The organism is Serratia sp. H402Y, assembly GCF_051172415.1.
Lineage (GTDB): Bacteria > Pseudomonadota > Gammaproteobacteria > Enterobacterales > Enterobacteriaceae > Serratia > Serratia ureilytica.
In genome coordinates, this window is the sequence record NZ_JBPIYZ010000001.1 from 810,973 (window position 1) to 830,249 (window position 19,277).

General features: G+C 61.1%; 15 protein-coding genes. 7 read left to right on the forward strand and 8 right to left on the reverse strand.

Annotated elements, in window-relative coordinates:
* Positions 1-6: 6 nt before the first annotated feature.
* Entirely contained in the window at positions 7-960 is a 954-nt protein-coding gene (locus ACSBQS_RS04070) for a VirK/YbjX family protein (protein ID WP_434989721.1), read from the reverse strand.
* A gap of 194 nt (positions 961-1,154) precedes the next feature.
* On the opposite strand from ACSBQS_RS04070, the gene macA reads away from it, so the two are divergent.
* Both macA and macB read left to right on the forward strand, forming a co-directional pair.
* Positions 1,155-2,270, forward strand: a complete 1,116-nt coding sequence (macA, locus tag ACSBQS_RS04075) for a macrolide transporter subunit MacA (protein WP_033642548.1) — start codon at positions 1,155-1,157, stop codon at positions 2,268-2,270.
* A complete protein-coding gene (gene macB, locus ACSBQS_RS04080; protein ID WP_033642549.1) occupies positions 2,270-4,216 on the forward strand; it encodes a macrolide ABC transporter ATP-binding protein/permease MacB in 1,947 nt (648 codons plus the stop codon). The genes macA and macB overlap by 1 nt, the downstream gene beginning before the upstream one ends.
* 87 nt (positions 4,217-4,303) lie before the next feature.
* On the opposite strand, the gene cspD is transcribed toward macB, so the two are convergent.
* Positions 4,304-4,525 (reverse strand): cold shock-like protein CspD, encoded by a 222-nt coding sequence (cspD, locus tag ACSBQS_RS04085; RefSeq protein ID WP_004928349.1) that lies wholly within the window; start codon positions 4,523-4,525, stop codon positions 4,304-4,306.
* A gap of 355 nt (positions 4,526-4,880) precedes the next feature.
* On the opposite strand from cspD, the gene clpS reads away from it, so the two are divergent.
* Positions 4,881-5,201, forward strand: a complete 321-nt coding sequence (clpS, locus tag ACSBQS_RS04090) for an ATP-dependent Clp protease adapter ClpS (protein WP_004928347.1) — start codon at positions 4,881-4,883, stop codon at positions 5,199-5,201.
* 27 nt (positions 5,202-5,228) lie between these two features.
* Positions 5,229-7,508 carry an ATP-dependent Clp protease ATP-binding subunit ClpA gene (gene clpA / locus ACSBQS_RS04095; RefSeq protein ID WP_025302261.1) on the forward strand — a complete coding sequence of 760 codons (2,280 nt, stop codon included), beginning with the start codon at positions 5,229-5,231 and terminating at the stop codon, positions 7,506-7,508.
* 206 nt (positions 7,509-7,714) lie between these two features.
* Here clpA and infA read toward each other — a convergent pair whose 3' ends face one another.
* The 6 genes from infA to ACSBQS_RS04125 all read right to left on the reverse strand — a co-directional run bounded on the left by infA (position 7,715) and on the right by ACSBQS_RS04125 (position 14,113).
* Positions 7,715-7,933, reverse strand: a complete 219-nt coding sequence (infA, locus tag ACSBQS_RS04100) for a translation initiation factor IF-1 (RefSeq protein ID WP_002211347.1) — start codon at positions 7,931-7,933, stop codon at positions 7,715-7,717.
* Positions 7,934-8,038: 105 nt separating this feature from the next.
* Complete coding sequence (gene aat, locus ACSBQS_RS04105; protein ID WP_197666409.1) at positions 8,039-8,764, reverse strand: leucyl/phenylalanyl-tRNA--protein transferase; 726 nt, start codon at positions 8,762-8,764, stop codon at positions 8,039-8,041.
* Positions 8,765-8,793: 29 nt separating this feature from the next.
* On the reverse strand, positions 8,794-10,533 hold the full coding sequence (gene cydC, locus ACSBQS_RS04110; protein ID WP_197666408.1) for a heme ABC transporter ATP-binding protein/permease CydC: 1,740 nt from the start codon (positions 10,531-10,533) through the stop codon (positions 8,794-8,796).
* 2 nt (positions 10,534-10,535) lie between these two features.
* Positions 10,536-12,302, reverse strand: a complete 1,767-nt coding sequence (gene cydD / locus ACSBQS_RS04115; protein ID WP_099783650.1) for a heme ABC transporter permease/ATP-binding protein CydD — start codon at positions 12,300-12,302, stop codon at positions 10,536-10,538.
* 240 nt (positions 12,303-12,542) lie between these two features.
* A complete protein-coding gene (gene trxB, locus ACSBQS_RS04120; RefSeq protein ID WP_019454557.1) occupies positions 12,543-13,514 on the reverse strand; it encodes a thioredoxin-disulfide reductase in 972 nt (323 codons plus the stop codon).
* 158 nt (positions 13,515-13,672) lie between these two features.
* Complete coding sequence (locus tag ACSBQS_RS04125) at positions 13,673-14,113, reverse strand: hypothetical protein (RefSeq protein WP_129993320.1); 441 nt, start codon at positions 14,111-14,113, stop codon at positions 13,673-13,675.
* A gap of 55 nt (positions 14,114-14,168) precedes the next feature.
* On the opposite strand from ACSBQS_RS04125, the gene lrp reads away from it, so the two are divergent.
* The 3 genes from lrp to lolA all read left to right on the forward strand — a co-directional run bounded on the left by lrp (position 14,169) and on the right by lolA (position 19,214).
* Positions 14,169-14,663 carry a leucine-responsive transcriptional regulator Lrp gene (gene lrp / locus ACSBQS_RS04130; protein WP_004928318.1) on the forward strand — a complete coding sequence of 165 codons (495 nt, stop codon included), beginning with the start codon at positions 14,169-14,171 and terminating at the stop codon, positions 14,661-14,663.
* Between the two features lie 120 nt (positions 14,664-14,783).
* Positions 14,784-18,404 carry a DNA translocase FtsK 4TM domain-containing protein gene (locus ACSBQS_RS04135; RefSeq protein WP_434989731.1) on the forward strand — a complete coding sequence of 1,207 codons (3,621 nt, stop codon included), beginning with the start codon at positions 14,784-14,786 and terminating at the stop codon, positions 18,402-18,404.
* Positions 18,405-18,602: 198 nt separating this feature from the next.
* Positions 18,603-19,214, forward strand: coding sequence for an outer membrane lipoprotein chaperone LolA (gene lolA / locus ACSBQS_RS04140; RefSeq protein WP_033642555.1), 612 nt, complete (start codon positions 18,603-18,605; stop codon positions 19,212-19,214).
* Positions 19,215-19,277: the final 63 nt, after the last annotated feature.

Below are 19,277 nucleotides of genomic sequence, written 5' to 3' on the forward strand. Positions count from 1 at the left end.
CGGACATTATCGGGCGCAGAAGTGCGCCGCCAATCCCTGTTCCAGCTCGCCCAGCAGCTGATAGCGGCGGCGATACTCTGCGCGCTTCTTGCTGGCGATCTCTTCGATCGGCTTGCGGGCGATGCGCTCGGGCAGCAGGAAATAGCCGCTGTCGAGCGGTTTGGCGCCCATCGACAGCCAGAACTGATCGTAATCGGCGTGCAGCTTGTCCTTCTTCTTACTCTGGTAGCGCCAGTTTTGATAGATATGGGTGGCGTTGCCGACCGCCACGATCCGGCGGATGCCGAGGTGCCGCGCCAGCGTGCAGATGCCTTCCAGCACCAGCCGTTTAGGGAACAGGCCGTGACACTCTTTGGTGGTGTGCTGGATCTCGGCGTGCGGCACGTCATAGTTCGCGCCCTGCAGGCCGCCGATGAACAACGTCGGCTGCTGCTGATAATGCATCAGCGCAAAGGTGATCTCCGCCAGCATCACGCCGTTGGCGTTGCGCAGCAGCAGCGTGGCTTCCCCTTCCTTATTCAGTTTGTCGATCGCCGCCAGCTCCAGCGTGATCGGCGCTTCGTTCTTGCCCATCGCGCTGGCCAGCACGAAGGCGTGCGGGCCGAGGTGGCCGAGGCGCATCTTCAGCGGCATGCGCTGTACGATGAGATCGTAATGATCGCGCAGGGCGAACAGGCATTCGATCTTGCTCATGTTGGCCGCCAGGTAGGGACGATGCAGTTTGCACGGCAGGTTCGGCTGCGCGCTCAGGATCTCCTCCAGCAGCGGATTGCTGGCCAGGGTGCTGAGCAGGCCGCTGGTGGTGCGCCAGTTGAGCAGCGAACGGCCGAGAAACTTCAGGCGAAACGAGGTTTTTTTCCAGGCGTTGCTCGGTGCCTTTTCGCCATTGATCAGCGCCGTCATCAGTTGCCAGCCGTTAAGCGGCCGGGCGGAGGCGAGTGGGTAGCTGAGCTGTGACATGATGAAATCCTTGGCTGTGTTGAATGGCGCTATTTCATCAAGGCTTCACTAAACGGGAGTTCAATGCCGAACTGTAACCAAGCGTGTCTCCACATTGTGTTGAGCTAAGGTTTAGTTATTCCCTACGGTGCGTGCTAATTTAGCTCCGCCGCCGCAATGGGCGGTCGATATTCACAAGCACAGGCAGGTCAATTTTGACAGGGTTTAAAGGACATAAACGCCGCTGGATACTCGCACTGGCGGTGATTGCGGCGATTGCCGCGGCGGCCGTTTGGCACTTCCGCCATCCGGCGCCGACCGATTTCAAAACGGTAAAGGTCACCAAGCGCGATCTGCAGCAGAACGTGTTGGCGACCGGCCAGCTGGACGCAGTGCGCAAGGTTGACGTCGGCGCGCAGGTCAGCGGGCAGTTGGAAAAGCTGTATGTTGAGATCGGCGACAAGGTGAAGAAAGGTCAGTTGCTGGGGGTTATCGATCCGCAACAGGCGCAGAACAGCATCCGTGAAGGCGAGGCGACGCTGCGCGAGCTGCATGCGCAGCTGCTGCAGGCGCAGGCGGAACAGCAGCTGGCGGCGGTTACGCTGCAGCGCAACCAGGCGCTGGCCAAACTGCAGGCGGTATCGCGTCAGGATCTGGATCAGGCGGCGACGCAGCTGGCGGTGAAGAAGGCGCAGGTAGGCACCATCAATGCGCAGATCGCCCGCAACCAGGCCAGCCTGGATACCGCCAAGATCAATCTGGCCTATACCCGCATCGAAGCGCCGATGGATGGCGACGTGGTGCAGATCACCACGCTGCAGGGCCAGACGGTGATCGCGGCGCAACAGGCGCCGAACATTCTGACGCTGGCGGATCTCGGCACCATGCTGGTGAAGGCGCAGGTCTCGGAGGCCGACGTCATTAACCTCAAGCCGGGTCAGAAGGCCTGGTTCACGGTGCTGGGCGATCCGACCCGGCGCTTCGACGGCGTGCTGAAAGACATTCAGCCGACGCCGGAAAAGGTCAACAACGCCATCTTCTATTACGCGCGTTTCGAAGTGCCCAACCCGGAAAGGCTGCTGCGCTTGCAAATGACGGCGCAGGTGCACATTCAGCTGGCCGGCGTCCAGCAGGCGCTGGTGATCCCGCTGGCGGCGCTGGGCGATCAGATCGCCGACAATCGCTACCACGTTTCGGTGCTGAAACAGGGCAAGGAAGAGAAGCGTGAGGTGGCCATCGGCCTGCGCAACAATATCGATGTGCAGATCCTCAGCGGGCTCGAGGCGGGCGATGAGGTGATCGTCAGCCGCGGCGGCGTGGAGGCCGGCTGATGGCGGCGCTGTTGCAGCTGAACGGCATTCGCCGCAGCTACCGTTCCGGCGAGCAGACGGTGGAGGTGCTGAAGGGGATCAGTCTGAGCATCGACGCCGGTGAAATGGTGGCGATCATGGGGGCTTCCGGCTCCGGCAAATCGACGCTGATGAACATTCTCGGTTGCCTGGACAAGCCGAGCGCCGGCGTCTATCGGGTGGCCGGCCAGGACGTGGCGACGCTGAGCGACGATGCGCTGGCGCAGCTGCGGCGCGAGCATTTCGGCTTTATCTTTCAGCGTTATCATCTGCTGCCGCACCTGAGCGCGGCGCATAACGTCGAGGTGCCGGCGGTGTACGCCGGGCTGGGCAAAGCGGCGCGGCGCGAACGGGCGGAGGCGCTGTTGCGCCGTCTGGGGCTGGGGGAGCGCGTCAACTATCGGCCGAGCCAGCTTTCCGGCGGCCAGCAGCAGCGCGTCAGTATCGCCCGCGCGCTGATGAACGGCGGGCAGGTGATCCTGGCGGATGAGCCGACCGGCGCGCTCGACAGCCATTCCGGCGAAGAGGTGATGGCGATCCTCAAACAGTTGTGCGCCCAGGGCCACACGGTGATCCTGGTGACTCACGATCCGGCGGTGGCGCGTCAGGCTGAACGGATCATCGAGATCCGCGACGGCGAAATCATCGCCGATTCCCGTCCGGCGCCGTCGGAGGATGCCCAGGCCAAGCCGCTGACGCTGGCCGCCGCGGCGCCTTCCTGGCGGCAGATGGGCGGCCGCTTTCGCGAAGCGCTGGTCATGGCCTGGCGCGCGATGGCGGCCAACAAGATGCGCACCGCGCTGACCATGCTCGGCATCATTATCGGCATCGCCTCGGTGGTATCGATCCTGGTGATCGGCGACGCCGCCAAGCAGATGGTGCTGGCGGACATCAAATCGATCGGCACCAACACCGTCGATATCTACCCCGGCAAGGACTTCGGCGACGACGATCCGACCTACCGGCAATCGTTGAAATACGGCGATCTCGACGCGCTGCGCGAACAGCCGTACATCAGCGCGCTGTCGCCGAGCATCAGCAGCAGCATGCGGCTGCGGCTGGGTAACGTCGACGCGGCGGCCAACGTCAACGGCGTCAGCGAGCAGTTCTTCCGCGTGTACGGCATGAGCTTTACCCAGGGCGTCGGCATCGACCCGATGCAGGTGCAGTCACAGGCGCAGACGGTGGTGATCGACGCCAATACCCAACGGCGGCTGTTCCCGCACCAAAAAAACGTGGTGGGCGAGGTGATCCTGGTGGGCAACATGCCGGCGACGGTGGTTGGCGTGGCTAAAGAGAAGCAGTCGATGTTCGGCAGCAGCAAGACGCTGAACGTGTGGGTGCCGTACAGCACCATGGCCAACCGGCTGATGGGCAACAGCTATTTCGATTCGATCACCGTGCGCATCCGCGACGGCTACGACAGCAAGGAAGCGGAACAACAGCTGTCGCGTCTGCTGACGTTGCGCCACGGCAAGAAGGATTTCTTCACCTATAACATGGACAGCCTGGTGCAAACTGCGGAGAAAACCACTCGCACGCTGCAGCTGTTCCTGACGCTGGTGGCGGTGATTTCGCTGGTGGTGGGCGGCATCGGCGTGATGAACATCATGCTGGTGTCGGTGACCGAGCGCACGCGCGAGATCGGCATCCGCATGGCGGTGGGCGCGCGTTCCGGCGATGTGTTGCAGCAGTTTCTGATCGAGGCGGTCTTGGTCTGCCTGGTGGGGGGCGCGCTGGGGATTACGCTGTCGTTCGCTATCGGTTTGGCGGTGCAGCTGGTGTTGCCGGGTTGGCAGATCAGTTTCCCGCCGGCGGCGTTGCTGAGCGCGTTCCTCTGTTCCACCGGCATCGGCGTGGTGTTCGGCTATCTGCCGGCGCGCAATGCCGCGCGGCTGAATCCGATCGATGCGCTGGCGCGCGAGTAAGTCACAGGCATAAAAAATGCCAGTCACACGGCGGCTGGCATTTTTATCGCAGTCAGAGTCAGTGCAGCGCGACGCTGCCGGAAGCGTTTAGGACAGCGCCTCGCTTTCCACTGGCACAATAAGACTGGCATGGTTGCCTTTGGGCCCTTGATGCACGTCAAAGCTGACCTGCTGGCCCGCCTTCAACGTTCTGTAACCATCCATCTTGATTGTGGAATAATGCGCGAAAATATCTTCGCCGCCGCCGGCTGGGCAGATGAAGCCAAAACCTTTGGCGTTGTTAAACCATTTAACAGTACCCGTCTCCATGCTTTTACATCCCTCGCAACGCTATTTTAAGTGAGATGAATAACTGATTTCGCACTCGCCGTGGGCGAGTAGCAGGGTGGACAAGGGGTGGTTAAAAGACCACCAGCCACGAATTTACACTCTAGAGCAAATGATCGGGGCGTCAAGGGATCGGCTTTTGTCGGCGGGGAGCAGTTCACCAAAGTTTGAAGCAGGTAACGCTATTGCCACGATTCAGTCACAATTGGCCCGTTTTTTTGCGCACGTTACAGTGCGGCGGGACGATGCCGAAGATGATAAAATAGTAACTATCCCCACTTTGAATAACCGAAACCTGTCCCCATATCAGAGGGCAGAGCAGAGAAGATGAGCAGCGATGGGCAATAACAACGATTGGCTAAACTTTGAACACTTGGCCGAAGAAAAACAAATCGATGCGGTAAAACCGCCGTCTATGTATAAAGTTATACTTAACAACGACGATTACACACCGATGGAATTTGTGATTGACGTTCTGCAAAAGTTCTTTTCTTATGATATTGAACGCGCAACGCAACTGATGCTCACGGTCCACTATCAAGGCAAGGCGATCTGTGGTGTTTTTACCGCCGAGGTGGCGGAAACCAAAGTCGTCCATGTGAACCGGTACGCAAGGGAGAACGAGCATCCGTTGCTTTGTACGCTGGAAAAAGCCTGAATAAGGCAATCTATTGGGGAGGTGCTTATGCTCAATCAAGAACTGGAACTCAGTCTCAACATGGCTTTCGCCAGGGCGCGTGAGCACAGACACGAGTTTATGACCGTGGAGCACCTGTTGCTGGCGTTGCTGAGCAACCCTGCCGCGCGAGAAGCGCTCGAGGCATGTACGGTGGATCTGGCCGCGTTGCGCCAGGAGCTGGAAGCCTTCATCGAACAAACCACACCGACGCTGCCCGCCGGCGAAGAAGAGCGCGACACTCAGCCGACGCTCAGCTTCCAGCGCGTGCTGCAGCGCGCGGTCTTCCATGTGCAATCCTCCGGCCGCAGCGAAGTGTCCGGCGCCAACGTGTTGGTGGCTATTTTCAGCGAGCAGGAATCGCAGGCGGCCTATCTGCTGCGCAAGCACGACGTCAGCCGTCTCGACGTGGTGAACTTCATTTCACATGGCACGCGTAAAGACGAGCCGGGCCAAGCGCCGAATGCGGAAAACCCGGTGAACGAAGAGCAGTCCGGAGGGGAAGACCGTATGGAAAACTTCACCACCAACCTCAATCAGTTGGCCCGTGTGGGCGGCATCGATCCGCTGATCGGCCGCGATCGTGAGCTGGAGCGCGCGATTCAGGTGCTGTGCCGTCGTCGTAAAAACAACCCGCTGCTGGTCGGCGAATCCGGCGTGGGCAAGACTGCCATTGCCGAAGGCCTGGCCTGGCGTATCGTGCAGGGCGACGTGCCGGAAGTGATGGCGGACTGCACGCTGTATTCGCTGGATATCGGTTCACTGCTGGCCGGCACCAAATACCGCGGCGACTTCGAGAAACGCTTCAAGGCGCTGCTCAAGCAGCTGGAACAGGATCAGAACAGCATCCTGTTCATCGATGAAATTCACACCATCATCGGCGCCGGTGCGGCTTCCGGCGGGCAAGTGGATGCCGCCAACCTGATCAAACCGTTGCTGTCGAGCGGCAAGATCCGGGTGATCGGCTCGACCACCTACCAGGAGTTCAGCAACATCTTCGAAAAGGATCGCGCTCTGGCGCGCCGTTTCCAGAAGATCGATATCACCGAACCGACGGCGGAAGAGACCGTTCAGATCATCAACGGCCTGAAGACCAAGTATGAAGCGCACCACGACGTGCGTTATACCGCCAAGGCGATCCGCGCCGCGGTGGAGCTGTCGGTGAAATACATTAACGATCGCCATCTGCCGGACAAGGCGATCGACGTGATCGACGAGGCGGGCGCCCGCAGCCGGTTGATGCCGGCCAGCAAGCGCAAGAAAACCGTCAACGTGGCCGATATCGAATCCGTGGTGGCGCGTATCGCTCGCATCCCGGAGAAAACCGTGTCGGCCAGCGATCGCGACGTGCTGAGAAACCTGGGCGATCGCTTGAAGATGCTGGTATTCGGCCAGGATCAGGCGATCGAAGCGTTGACGGAAGCGATCAAGATGAGCCGCGCCGGTCTGGGCCACGAGCGCAAGCCGGTCGGTTCCTTCCTGTTCGCCGGGCCGACCGGGGTCGGGAAAACCGAGGTCACCGTACAGCTGGCCAAGGCGATGGATATCGAGCTGCTGCGTTTCGACATGTCCGAGTACATGGAGCGGCATACCGTCAGCCGTCTGATCGGCGCGCCTCCGGGCTACGTCGGTTACGATCAGGGCGGGCTGCTGACCGATGCGGTGATCAAGCATCCGCATGCGGTGGTGCTGCTCGATGAGATCGAGAAGGCGCACCCGGACGTGTTCAACCTGCTGCTGCAGGTGATGGACAACGGCACGCTGACCGACAACAACGGCCGCAAGGCGGACTTCCGCAATGTGATCCTGGTGATGACCACCAACGCCGGTGTGCGGGAAACCGAACGCAAGTCGATCGGCCTGGTGCAGCAGGACAACAGCACCGACGCGATGGAAGAGATCAAGAAGGTGTTTACGCCGGAATTCCGCAACCGTCTGGACAACATCATCTGGTTCAACCATCTGTCTACCGAGGTGATCCAGCAGGTGGTCGACAAGTTTATCGTCGAACTGCAGGCGCAGCTGGATGCGAAGGGCGTCTCGCTGGAAGTGAGCGACGAAGCGCGCGACTGGCTGTCGGTGAAGGGCTACGACCGTGCGATGGGCGCTCGTCCGATGGCGCGCGTCATGCAGGAAAACCTGAAGAAACCGTTGGCCAACGAATTGCTGTTCGGTTCGCTGGTGGACGGCGGTTCCGTGAAGGTCGAGCTGGACAAGGACAAGAAACAGCTGACTTACCACTTCCTCAGCGCCGCCAAGCGCAAGGCGGACGAGGGCGCGGTGCACTAAGGCTGCCTGCAGGCAAAGAAAAAGCGATGCTTCGGCATCGCTTTTTTTTATGGGTGAGATTCACCGTACAACAGAAACGAGTGAGCCCTCTCAGTTTACCTGCGCACCTGCAACCCGTTGTTTAACGTCGCTGCGGGGGTAAACGGAAAGGGCTCCCGAGGGATTACATCCTCGATGCCGCCAGCGTGTGGCGCGCGATGAGCCGATTAACGGCTACGGAAGACAATGCGGCCTTTGCTCAGGTCGTACGGGGTCAGCTCTACAGTGACTTTGTCGCCCGTCAGGATGCGGATATAGTTTTTACGCATTTTACCGGAGATGTGTGCGGTTACCACGTGCCCGTTTTCCAATTCAACGCGGAACATGGTGTTGGGCAGCGTATCAAGAACGGTGCCCTGCATTTCAATATTGTCTTCTTTGGCCATCGAATCCTCTAGGTCTAACTACCTTAGTTTTTAACCGGCAAGATAATGCCGAAAAACCCCCATTATGTAAAGATGTGTCGGTGAACATTGCACCGTTTCCATCAATTAGTTTACTGGATAGGGCGGTTCAACCGGCTGTGGGGATATGACTTGCGGCTCCCAGCACGCCCGTGCCAAAGGCCGCCGTTGAAGGGTGCTGAGCTGCTGCAAGAATTGACGGCGCGGAATTTCACGCGCGCCAAGGCGGGCAGTGTGAGCGTTCAGCACCTGGCAGTCAATCAATTCCCCGCCATAAGCGGCAAAATGGCGGCAAAAGGCCATCAATGCGCATTTTGAGGCGTTGGTGACGCGGCTGAACATCGATTCGCCGCAGAACAACGCGCCCTGCGCCACGCCGTACATGCCGCCAACCAGTTGATCATCCTGCCAGACCTCCACCGAGTGCGCGTAGCCGAGGCGATGCAGATGCTGATAGGCGCGCTGCACTTCCGGGCCGATCCAGGTGCCTTCATCCGGCCGGTGGGCGCAGGCGGCGATCACCGCGGCGAAGTCGTGATTGAGCGTGATGCGAAACGGATCGTGGCGCAGAAAGCGTTTCAGGCTGCGGTTAAGATGAAACTCGGCCGGGAACAGCACCGCACGCGGGTCGGGCGACCACCACAGGATGGCCTCTCCCGGCGAATACCAGGGGAAGATGCCGCGCTCATAGGCCGCCAGCAGCCGCGGCGCCGTGAGGTCGCCGCCGATCGCCAGTAGGCCGTTGGGGTCGCGCAGGGCGCCCTCAGGCGAGGGAAACGCCAGCGACTGCGGGGAGAGCTTAACGATGCGCATACAGGGTCTCTGCGTCCTCTACGGGCCGATTAAGGCGCCAGGTTGCTGATACGGTTGCGAAAGCGGGCATAGCGGCCCTGCTGGCGCATCAGGGCCGCGTGATTGCCCTGTTCGACAATCCGGCCGTCGTCCATCACGCAAATGCGGTCGAGATGTTCCAGGCCATACAGGCGGTGCGTCACCAGGATCAGCGTCTTGCCCTGACAATGCCGGCGCAGCAGCGCCAGGATCTGCTGCTCGGTTTCGGCGTCCAGCCCTTCGGTCGGTTCGTCAAGCAGCAGCAGCGGGGCCGGATGCAGCAGCGCACGGGCGATGCCCAGACGGCGCTGTTCGCCGCCGGACAGTTGGCGGCCGCCTTCGCCGAGCCAGGCGTTCAGTCCGCCGTCGCCGGCCAGCAATTTGCCGAGCCCCACCTGCTGCAGGACGTCACTCAAACGAGCGTCGTCGGCATCCGGTGCGGCCAGCCGCAGGTTTTCCCGCAGCGTATCGCTGAAGATATGCACTCGCTGGCTGACGACCGTGGTCATTCGGCGCAGCGTGGTTTCATCATAATCCTCCAGCGGTTCGCCGTTGAGCAGAATTTTGCCGCCGTCGGTGCGCCAGGCGCGGGTCAGCAGCTGCAGCAGGGTGGACTTGCCGCAGCCGGTGCGGCCGAGCAAGGCGATGTGTTCGCCGGCCGCCACCTCAAGCGTGACGTCGCGCAGCACCGGCTGCGGCTGATCGGGGTAGGTGAAACTCAACTGCTGCAGGCTGAGCTGCGCCCGGTCGGCAGCGGCCGGGCCGGCGGCAGGGAAGGTGACTTCCGGTTGGCGATCGATGATCTGTTTGACCCGCGTGGCGGAGGCGATCACCTGACCGAGATGCTGGAAGGCGCCGGCCACCGGCATCAGCGCTTCGAACGACGCCAGCGCGGCGAAGACAAACAGCGCGATCAACGCGCCGGGTTGGGTATCGCCGCCGATGCCCGCGGCGGTCAGCCACAGCAGCAGCGTCACCGTCAGCCCGCTGGCGAGGATCATCAGCGCCTGCGCCTTGCCGCTCAGCGAGGCCTGCTGCCACTGGCGGCGTTGCCACCGCTGTTCGGTGGCGTTCAGCGTCTTGCGGAAGTCGTTGACGGCGCCGAACACCACCAGTTCCGCCTGCCCCTGCAGCCAGGCGGTCAGGTCGGTGCGGTATTGACCGCGCAGCGCGGTGAGTTGGCCACCGATCGGTTTGCCGGCGCGATAGAACACCGGCGGCACCAGCAGCAGCAGCAGCAGCAGAATGCCGCCCAGCGTCAGGGCGAGTGCAGGATCCAGCCAGCTCAGGCCGTAAGTGACGACCAGGATCACCACCGCCGCGCTGATCAGCGGCGAGATCACCCGCAGATAAAGGTGATCCAGCGTGTCCACGTCCGCCACCAGGCGGTTGAGCAGGTCGGCCTGGCGGAAACGGGCGATGCCGCCCGGCGTCAGCGGCAGGATCTTGCTGAAGGTGAACACCCGCAGGTGCGACAGCACGCGGAAGGTGGCGTCGTGGCTGACCACGCGCTCGGCGTAGCGCCCGGCGGTGCGGAAGATCGCCGCGCCGCGCACGCCGGCGGCGGGCAGCATGTAGTTGAAGGTCAGCAGACCCGCCAATCCGGCCAGCGAAGAGGCGGCCAGGAACCAGCCGGAGAGCGCCAGCAGGCCGATGCTGGCCAGCAGGGTGACGATCGCCAAAATGATGCCCAGGCTAATCAGCAGGCTATGGCGGCGATACAACGCCAAAAACGGCAGCAACACGCGCATGATTAAAGCTCCCCGCGGCGGTGGGCGATCAGAGTGGCGAACAGGCCCGGTTGGGCGCTGAGGGTGGCGTAATCGCCCTGTTGCACGATACGCCCGTTATCCATCACCCAAATCTGATCGTAGTCTTCGGTATCTTCCAGCTGATGCGTCACCAGCAGGGTGGTTTGTTGATGCGAAGCGGCATTCAACGCCTGCATCACCCGTTGTTCGCTATGGGCATCGAGGCTGGCGGCCGGTTCATCGAGCAGCAGCAAGCGGCGCGGGCCGATCAGCGCCCGGGCGACCGCCACGCGCTGCGCCTGGCCGACCGACAGGCGGGCGGCGTTATCGCCCACTTCGGTGTCGAGCCCCTGCGGCAGATACGGCAACAGCTCGCTGACGTAGGCGTGTTCCACCGCCTGCTGCAGCTGCGCTTCGTCGGCCTGCGGGCAGCCCAGCAGGATATTGGCGCGCAAGGTTTGCGCCGGCAGGTGCGGGTTTTGCCCGACCCAGCTCAGCTGCTGCCTCCAGTTCTCTGCGGACAGGTCACGCAGTTCGATGCCGTTGACGGTCAACGATCCACGGTAGGGCAGGAAGCCGAGCAGCAGATTGAGCAGCGAACTTTTGCCGGCGCCGCTCAGCCCGACCAGCGCCACGCGCTGCTGCGGTTGCAGGGTGAAACTCAGCGGCCCGGCCAGCAGCACGCCGTTCGGCGACAGAATTTCCAATTCGTTCGCCTGTAGCGTCAGCGGTTGATCGGCGGGCAACTTCCGCGTGCCGTTGCCCATCTGCTCGCCTTCGGCGCTGAGGAAGGTTTCCAGCGCTTCCGCCGCGCCGACCGCCTGCGCCTTGGCATGGTAGAAGGTGCCGAGATCGCGCAGCGGTTGGAAGAACTCCGGCGCCAGAATCAGCACCAGAAAACCGGAAAACAGCGTTACGCCGAGGCCATAGCTGCCGAAGTTGAGTTCGCCGAGGTAAGAAAAGCCGAAATACACCGCCACTACGGCGATGGAGATCGACGCGAAGAACTCCAGCACGCCGGAGGAGAGGAAGGCCATGCGCAGCACTTCCATGGTGCGGCTGCGGAAGTCTTCGGAGGATTTGGCGATCTGCGCGGTTTCGGCCTGCGCGCGGTCGAACAGCCGCAGGGTGTCCAGGCCGCGCAGGCGGTCGAGGAAGTTACCGCTCAATCGCGCCAGCGCCACAAAGTTGCGGCGGTTGGCGTCGGCGGCCCCCATGCCCACCAGCGCCATAAACAGCGGGATGAGCGGCGCGGTCGCCAACAGAATCAAACCGGCGGCCCAGTTGATCGGGAAGACGGCGATCAAGATCAGCAGCGGGATAAACACCGCCAGATACATCTGCGGCAGATAGCGCGAGTAATAGTCCTGCATATCCTCGATCTGCTCGACGATGATGCTGGCCCAGCTGCCCGCCGGTTTGCCCTGGATCCAGGCCGGCCCGAGCTGCTGCAGCTTATCCAGCACCTGCCGGCGCATGCGCTGGCGGATCACCTGCCCACACAGAAAACCGACCCGTTCCCGCAGCCAGCTCAGCAGCGCCCGCAGCGCGAACGCGACGGCCAGCCAGATAAACGAAGGGATCAGTTGCTCACGCGGGGTGTGTTCGATGATCAGGGCGTGCAGCAGGCTGGCCAGCAGCCACGCCTGCGCCACGATCAGCAGGCCGCTGAACAACCCCAACAGCATGGAAAGGCGCAGCCAACGCTGCGCTAACGAACTCTGGGTTTTAAGCCAACGGGTTAACTGTTGCTGTCTGGTTTTTTTCATCAGATATGCGTCTGCGTCGCCGGCGCCCGTTTGTTACGGGCTGGGTTAACGTATTGTTAAATAATAGTGTTTGGCGCAATCGGCGACAAACAAGCGAGGCCTCATGTTACCTCGTGACCCGGCAGACTGAAAAGAATAAAGCGGGCAAATATGGCTATAACAGATGGGAGGGAGAGATTGCTGAACCCAGAAACAAAAAAAGCGGCTCGAGAGCCGCTTTTTGCCGATGATGAAAACGTCTTAGCAGACTTCTGCGCCGGCGATGCCGTCCAGATAACGCTCTGCGTCCAGCGCCGCCATGCAGCCGGTGCCGGCGGAGGTGATCGCCTGACGGTAGATGTGATCCATCACGTCGCCCGCGGCGAAGACGCCGGGGATAGTGGTTTGGGTCGCATTGCCGTGAATGCCGGACTGCACCTTGATGTAGCCGTTTTCCAGCTCCAGCTGACCGCCGAAGATGCCGGTGTTCGGGCTGTGGCCGATGGCGATGAACACGCCGGCCAGTTCCAGCTCACGGGTTTCATTTTCCGCTTTGGTGCTGCGGATACGCACGCCGGTCACGCCCATTTCATCGCCCAGCACTTCGTCCAGCGTATGGTCGGTGTGCAGCACGATGTTGCCGCTCTTCACTTTTTCCATCAGCCGGTCGATCAGGATTTTCTCCGAACGGAAGCTGTCGCGACGGTGGATCAGGTGAACCTCGGCGGCGATGTTTGACAGGTACAGCGCTTCTTCAACGGCGGTATTGCCGCCGCCGACCACAGCGACTTTCTGGTTGCGGTAGAAGAAACCGTCGCAGGTTGCGCAGGCGGAAACGCCTTTGCCCTTGAACGCGTCTTCGGAAGGCAGGCCAAGATAGCGGGCGGAGGCGCCGGTCGCGATGATCAGCGCGTCGCAGCTGTATTCACCGCTGTCGCCGAACAGGCGGAACGGACGCTGCTGCAGATCGACGCTGTTGATGTGGTCGAAGACGATTTCAGTCTGGAACTTCTCCGCGTGCTCGCGCATGCGCTCCATCAACGCCGGGCCGGTCAGGCCTTCGGCGTCGCCGGGCCAGTTTTCCACTTCGGTGGTGGTGGTCAGCTGGCCGCCTTGTTCCAGACCGGTGATCAGCACCGGGTTCAGGTTGGCGCGCGCCGCGTAGACGGCGGCGGTGTAACCGGCCGGGCCGGAACCCAGAATCAGTAATTTGCTATGTTTAGCCGTGCCCATGAATAACCTCTTTATTCCACAATGGCGGACAATGAAGCCGATTGTAGGGAAAATGGCGCAGTAAAAAAAGCGCCGGGCGACGTTGTTAACGATTTGTATGATAGTTGTCGCCTATTAATGCATCCGTTGTCGGTAAATCGGTCGTCGAACGCAGAAATTTAACTTATCAAAGCCGCATTCGGCCAGCGAATCGCCAACCGTGCAAAAACGGCGCACTCTGCGGCTTCCGCCGCTCCCGACCGGGGTTTATCAGCCAGCGATTCATAATCAAAAATGGGATGCAGACTTTTCATGACGGTACGTTGTTCTGATTTTGCTTCTTTTACTTTGACAATCCGCTGCGCATTTGCGAAAACATCATAGGAAGAAGAAATTATCCCCGTAACACCAGCAAATCGTACGTATTTGCGCCGCAAGGCGACGATACGCAGCGGGAGTGCGGAGCAGGGCGCGCAAGCGTTTGCTGATTTTTTCTCGACCGAAACATCGTTGCCGGCGCTGCGCGGAGTTGGACAGACAGGCTGCGCGGCGTGGAATGATGGTAGTGAAGAAGCACATGACAGGCATCGGGTCTTCGCTTGGAACGAACCCTTACACATTGACGTTGGCTAGGGTGTGGCAAGTGCACGGAAGAAAATAAGAGAGACAATAATAATGGCAGACAACAAGAAACGCCCGGGTAAAGATCTTGACCGTATCGACCGCAACATCCTGAATGAGCTGCAGAAGGATGGGCGTATTTCGAACGTCGAGCTTTCGAAGCGCGTGGGGTTATCCCCGACACCATGTTTGGAACGCGTGCGCCGTCTCGAGCGCCAGGGTTTCATTCATGGCTATACCGCATTGCTGAACCCGCATTATCTGGATGCGTCCCTGCTGGTTTTCGTGGAGATCACGTTGAACCGCGGCGCGCCGGATGTGTTTGAGCAATTCAACTCGGCAGTGCAGAAGCTTGAAGAGATTCAGGAGTGTCATCTGGTTTCCGGCGATTTCGACTACCTGTTGAAAACCCGCGTACCGGACATGTCGGCTTACCGCAAATTGCTGGGTGAAACCTTGCTGCGTTTGCCGGGGGTTAACGACACCCGTACCTACGTAGTGATGGAAGAAGTGAAACAGAGTAACCGTCTGGTTATCAAAACACGGTAAGGTGCAGGTGCAAAACCTGATTAAATTGGTTACACTCCTGTTTATTCATACAGTTTCGGCGCCGGGGCAGTTTCTCGGCGCTGTTGCTATGTCAGCTAACAGGAACCTGGAGAGCCTTTCTTGAGCCAGGAATATACAGAAGATAAAGAAGTTACCCTGAAAAGACTCAGCAGTGGCCGGCGTTTGCTGGAAGCTGTGCTTATCGTGGTAGCGATTTTTGCCGTTTACCTCATGGCTGCGCTGGTCAGTTTCAACCCGTCTGACCCAAGCTGGTCGCAGACCGCGTGGCATGAGCCGATTCACAATCTGGGCGGCGGTGTCGGAGCCTGGTTGGCCGATACGCTGTTCTTCACCTTCGGGGTGCTCGCCTACGCGATACCGCCGATCATGCTGGTCCTGTGCTGGGCGGCTTATCGCCAACGCAGCAACAGAGACTACATCGACTATTTCGCGCTTTCCCTGCGCCTGATCGGCACCCTGGCGTTAGTGCTCACCTCCTGTGGGTTGGCGGCGCTGAACGTTGACGATCTCTATTACTTCGCCTCCGGCGGCGTGATCGGCAGCCTACTGAGCAACGCCATGTTGCCGTGGTTCAACGGCATCGGCGCTACGCTGGCGCTGCTGTGCGTATGGGCGGCGGGGTTGACGCTGTTTACCGGCTGGTCCTGGCTGGTGATCGCCGAGAAGATCGGCGGGGCGGTGTTGGGCGTTGCGACGGTGATGACCAATCGCTCACGTCGCGAAGAGCGCTATTTCGAGGATGACGAGCGTTACGTTGACGACGAGCCTGAGCAGGCAGGGAAGGGTGCCGCCGCAGCGGTTGCCGCGACCGCCGCCGGAGCCGTGGCCGCCGATGACGACGTGCTGTTCTCCGCGCCTTCGGTTATCGAAAGCGCCAAAGCGGCGGCGGAAGACGCCGCCGATCCGTTGCTCAGCGGCCTGCGCGCCGACGATGGTGAGCTTGAAGCAGAAGCCGCACCCAGCGCGCCGGTGGCTTCGCCTGCACCGACGGTGAAGGCAGAGATCCACGAGCCCGTCGCTGCGCCGATCGCCGCTCAGGCGCCGTCGGTAACGGTGGCGCCGGCCGCGCCGGCCTCGGTCAATCAGCACCCGGTAAGTGCGCCGGCGCAAGACGCTACGCCGCCGCTGTATTCCTTCGAGATCCCGGAAGAAACGCCTGCGCCTAAGGCGACGCGTCCTGTCGATCCTTATCAGGATGACGATGAGCCGCGCCTTGGTAACTGGCAAGAGCCGGCCGCGCCGCAGCCGCCGGCGCGTTCTCCCTTTGATTTTACCGCCGCACAGCGTGACAGCGTTGACATCGGCAGTTCGAGCGGTTTCAGCGCCACCGGCGCCAAACCGCAGCCGGATACGGCGGCAGCCGCTGCTGCGGGCGTTGCGGCGGCGACCTTTATGCCGGCCTTCACGGCGACCAGCGACGGCAATCCGCAGGTTAAGCAGGGCATCGGCCCTGAGCTGCCGCGGCCGAACCCGGTACGCATCCCGACCCGTCGCGAGCTGGCTTCCTACGGTATCAAGCTGCCTTCGCAGCGTGCGGCCGAACAGGAACAGCGCCAGACAGAGGCGGAGCCTCAACAGCTGACGGCGGCGAACCCGCAGGAAGAAGAGGCGCTGCAAGAAGCCGCGCTGCGCCAGGCGTTCGCCGAGCAGCAAAGCCAGCGCTACGGCGAAAGCTACGCGCCGGAGCAGGATGATGAACAGGCTCAGCAGGAGGCTGAGCTTAGCAAAGCGTTCGCCGAGCAACAGAGCCAGCGTTACGGCGAAGACCAGCAGGACGACGAAGCGGCGCGGCAAGAGGCTGCGCTGCGTCAGGCATTCGCCGAGCAGCAGCAGGCGCGTTATGGCCAGCAAGAGCCTGCTCCGCAGGCGCCGGCCGCCAGCCCGGTCGATACCCGCAATGCTTTCAGCTTCTCGCCGATGGCGGATCTGGTGGACGATGGCCCGAGCGAGCCGATGTTCACGCTGTCGCCGCAGCTTGAAGAGCGCATTGAACTGGAAAGCGAGCAAGAGGACGACGTGCCGTTCGGCCAGTTTGAGCCTGCGGCGCCGGCTGCCCAACCTCAGCAATCGCACCCGCAGCCTCAACAATACCAGCAGCCGTCGCAGCAGCAATATCAGCATCAGCAGCCGCAGGTGCAGCAGCCTCAGCAACCTCAGGCCGAGCAGCATCCGGCGATGGACAGCTTGATTCACCCGTTCCTGATGCGCAACGATCAGCCGCTGCAGAAACCGACCACGCCTCTGCCGACGCTGGATCTGCTGACCGAAGCGCCGAAAGAAGTGGAGCCGGTCGATTCCTTCGCGCTGGAACAGAAAGCACGCCTGGTGGAGGCCAGCCTGGCCGATTATCGCGTGAAAGCCGACGTGGTGGACATCCTGCCGGGGCCGGTCATCACCCGCTTCGAGCTGGATCTGGCGCCGGGCGTTAAAGCGGCGCGCATTTCCAACCTGTCGCGCGATCTGGCGCGCTCGCTGTCGACTTCGGCGGTGCGCGTGGTGGAAGTGATCCCCGGTAAGCCTTATGTCGGTCTGGAGCTGCCGAACGCCAAGCGGCAAACGGTATACCTGCGCGAGGTGCTGGATTGCCCGGCCTTCCGCGACAACCCGTCGCCGCTGTCCATCGTATTGGGTAAAGACATCTCCGGCGAGCCGGTGGTGGCCGATCTGGGCAAAATGCCGCACTTGCTGGTCGCCGGTACCACCGGCTCCGGTAAATCGGTCGGGGTCAACGCCATGATCCTGAGCATCCTGTATAAGGCCACGCCGAAAGAAGTGCGCTTTATCATGATTGACCCGAAAATGCTGGAACTGTCGGTTTATGAAGGCATTCCGCACCTGCTGACCGACGTGGTCACCGACATGAAAGACGCCGCCAATGCGCTGCGCTGGTGCGTGGGTGAAATGGAACGCCGCTATAAGCTGATGTCAGCTCTGGGCGTGCGTAACCTGGCCGGCTACAACGAACGCGTCGATCAGGCCGAAGCGATGGGGCGTCCGATCCCGGATCCGTTCTGGAAACCGACCGACAGCATGGACATCACGCCGCCGGTGCTGGAGAAAGAGCCGTACATCGTGGTGATGGTCGACGAATTCGCCGATCTGATCATGACGGTCGGCAAGAAGGTCGAAGAGCTGATCGCCCGTCTGGCGCAAAAAGCGCGTGCGGCGGGCATCCACCTGGTGCTGGCGACCCAGCGTCCGTCGGTGGATGTGATCACCGGTCTGATCAAGGCCAACATCCCGACGCGTATCGCCTTTACCGTGTCGAGCAAGATAGACTCCCGCACCATCCTCGATCAGGGGGGCGCCGAGTCCTTGCTGGGCATGGGTGATATGCTTTATCTGGCGCCGAACTCCTCGATCCCGGTGCGCGTACATGGCGCATTCGTGCGCGATCAGGAAGTGCACGCGGTGGTCAAGGATTGGAAAGCGCGCGAGCGGCCCCAATATAAAGAGGGCATTCTCAGCGGCGGTGAAGACGGCGAGGGCGGTGCCGGCGGCGGTATGGACGGTGACGAAGAGCTGGATCCGCTGTTTGATCAGGCGGTGGATTTCGTGGTGGATAAACGCCGCGCCTCCATCTCCGGCGTACAGCGCCAGTTCCGCATCGGCTATAACCGCGCCGCGCGCATCATCGAACAGATGGAAGCGCAGGGCATCGTCAGCGAGCAGGGGCACAACGGCAACCGCGAGGTGCTGGCGCCGCCGCGGCACGATTGATGGTCGTTTAGCCATTGTAACTCAATAAGAAAGGGCCGCTTAAGCGGCCCTTGTGCAAAGAAGCGTAAACCCGTTTCTTCTCGGAACATTGGCCTACCGGCCGTTCGCCGGCTTCGGGTAAAGTAACGGGGTAAAGGGTTGATTTGACCCGCACGGCGCCGCCTTGCGGTTAACGCATTTCATAAGGTATCTGGAATAATGAAAAAACTGTTAGTTGCCTGCTGTCTGCTTTCGGGATTCGCTTCTACCTCCGTGCTGGCCGACGCCGCACAGGATCTGCAAAGTCGCCTGGCGAAGGTGAACAGTTTCCACGCCAGCTTCTCGCAAACCGTGACCAGCGCCGACGGCGCCGCGGTGCAACAGGGTGAAGGCGAGCTGTGGGTGAAGCGGCCGAACCTGTTCAACTGGCACATGACGTCACCCGATGAGAGCGTGCTGGTCTCCGATGGCCAAACCCTGTGGTTCTATAACCCGTTCGTTGAGCAGGTGACGGCGACCTGGCTGAAGAACGCCACCGGCAATACGCCGTTTATGCTGATCACCCGCAACAATGCCAGCGACTGGAAGCAGTACAACGTGAAGCAAAAGGGCGATGATTTCGAGCTGACGCCGAAATCCGCCAGCGGCAACCTGAAGCAGTTCGCCATCAGCGTGACCAACAGCGGCACCATCCGCAGCTTCGCCGCGGTGGAGCAGGACGGCCAGCGCAGCGCTTATACGCTGAAAAGCCAGCAGAACGTCACCGCCGATCCGGCCAAATTCAAATTTACCCCGCCGAAGGGGGTGACGCTGGACGACCAGCGCCAGTGAGGTGCAAGTGAGTAATAATCTGTCGCTCGATTTTTCCCAGAACGAGTTCCAGCCGTTGGCCGC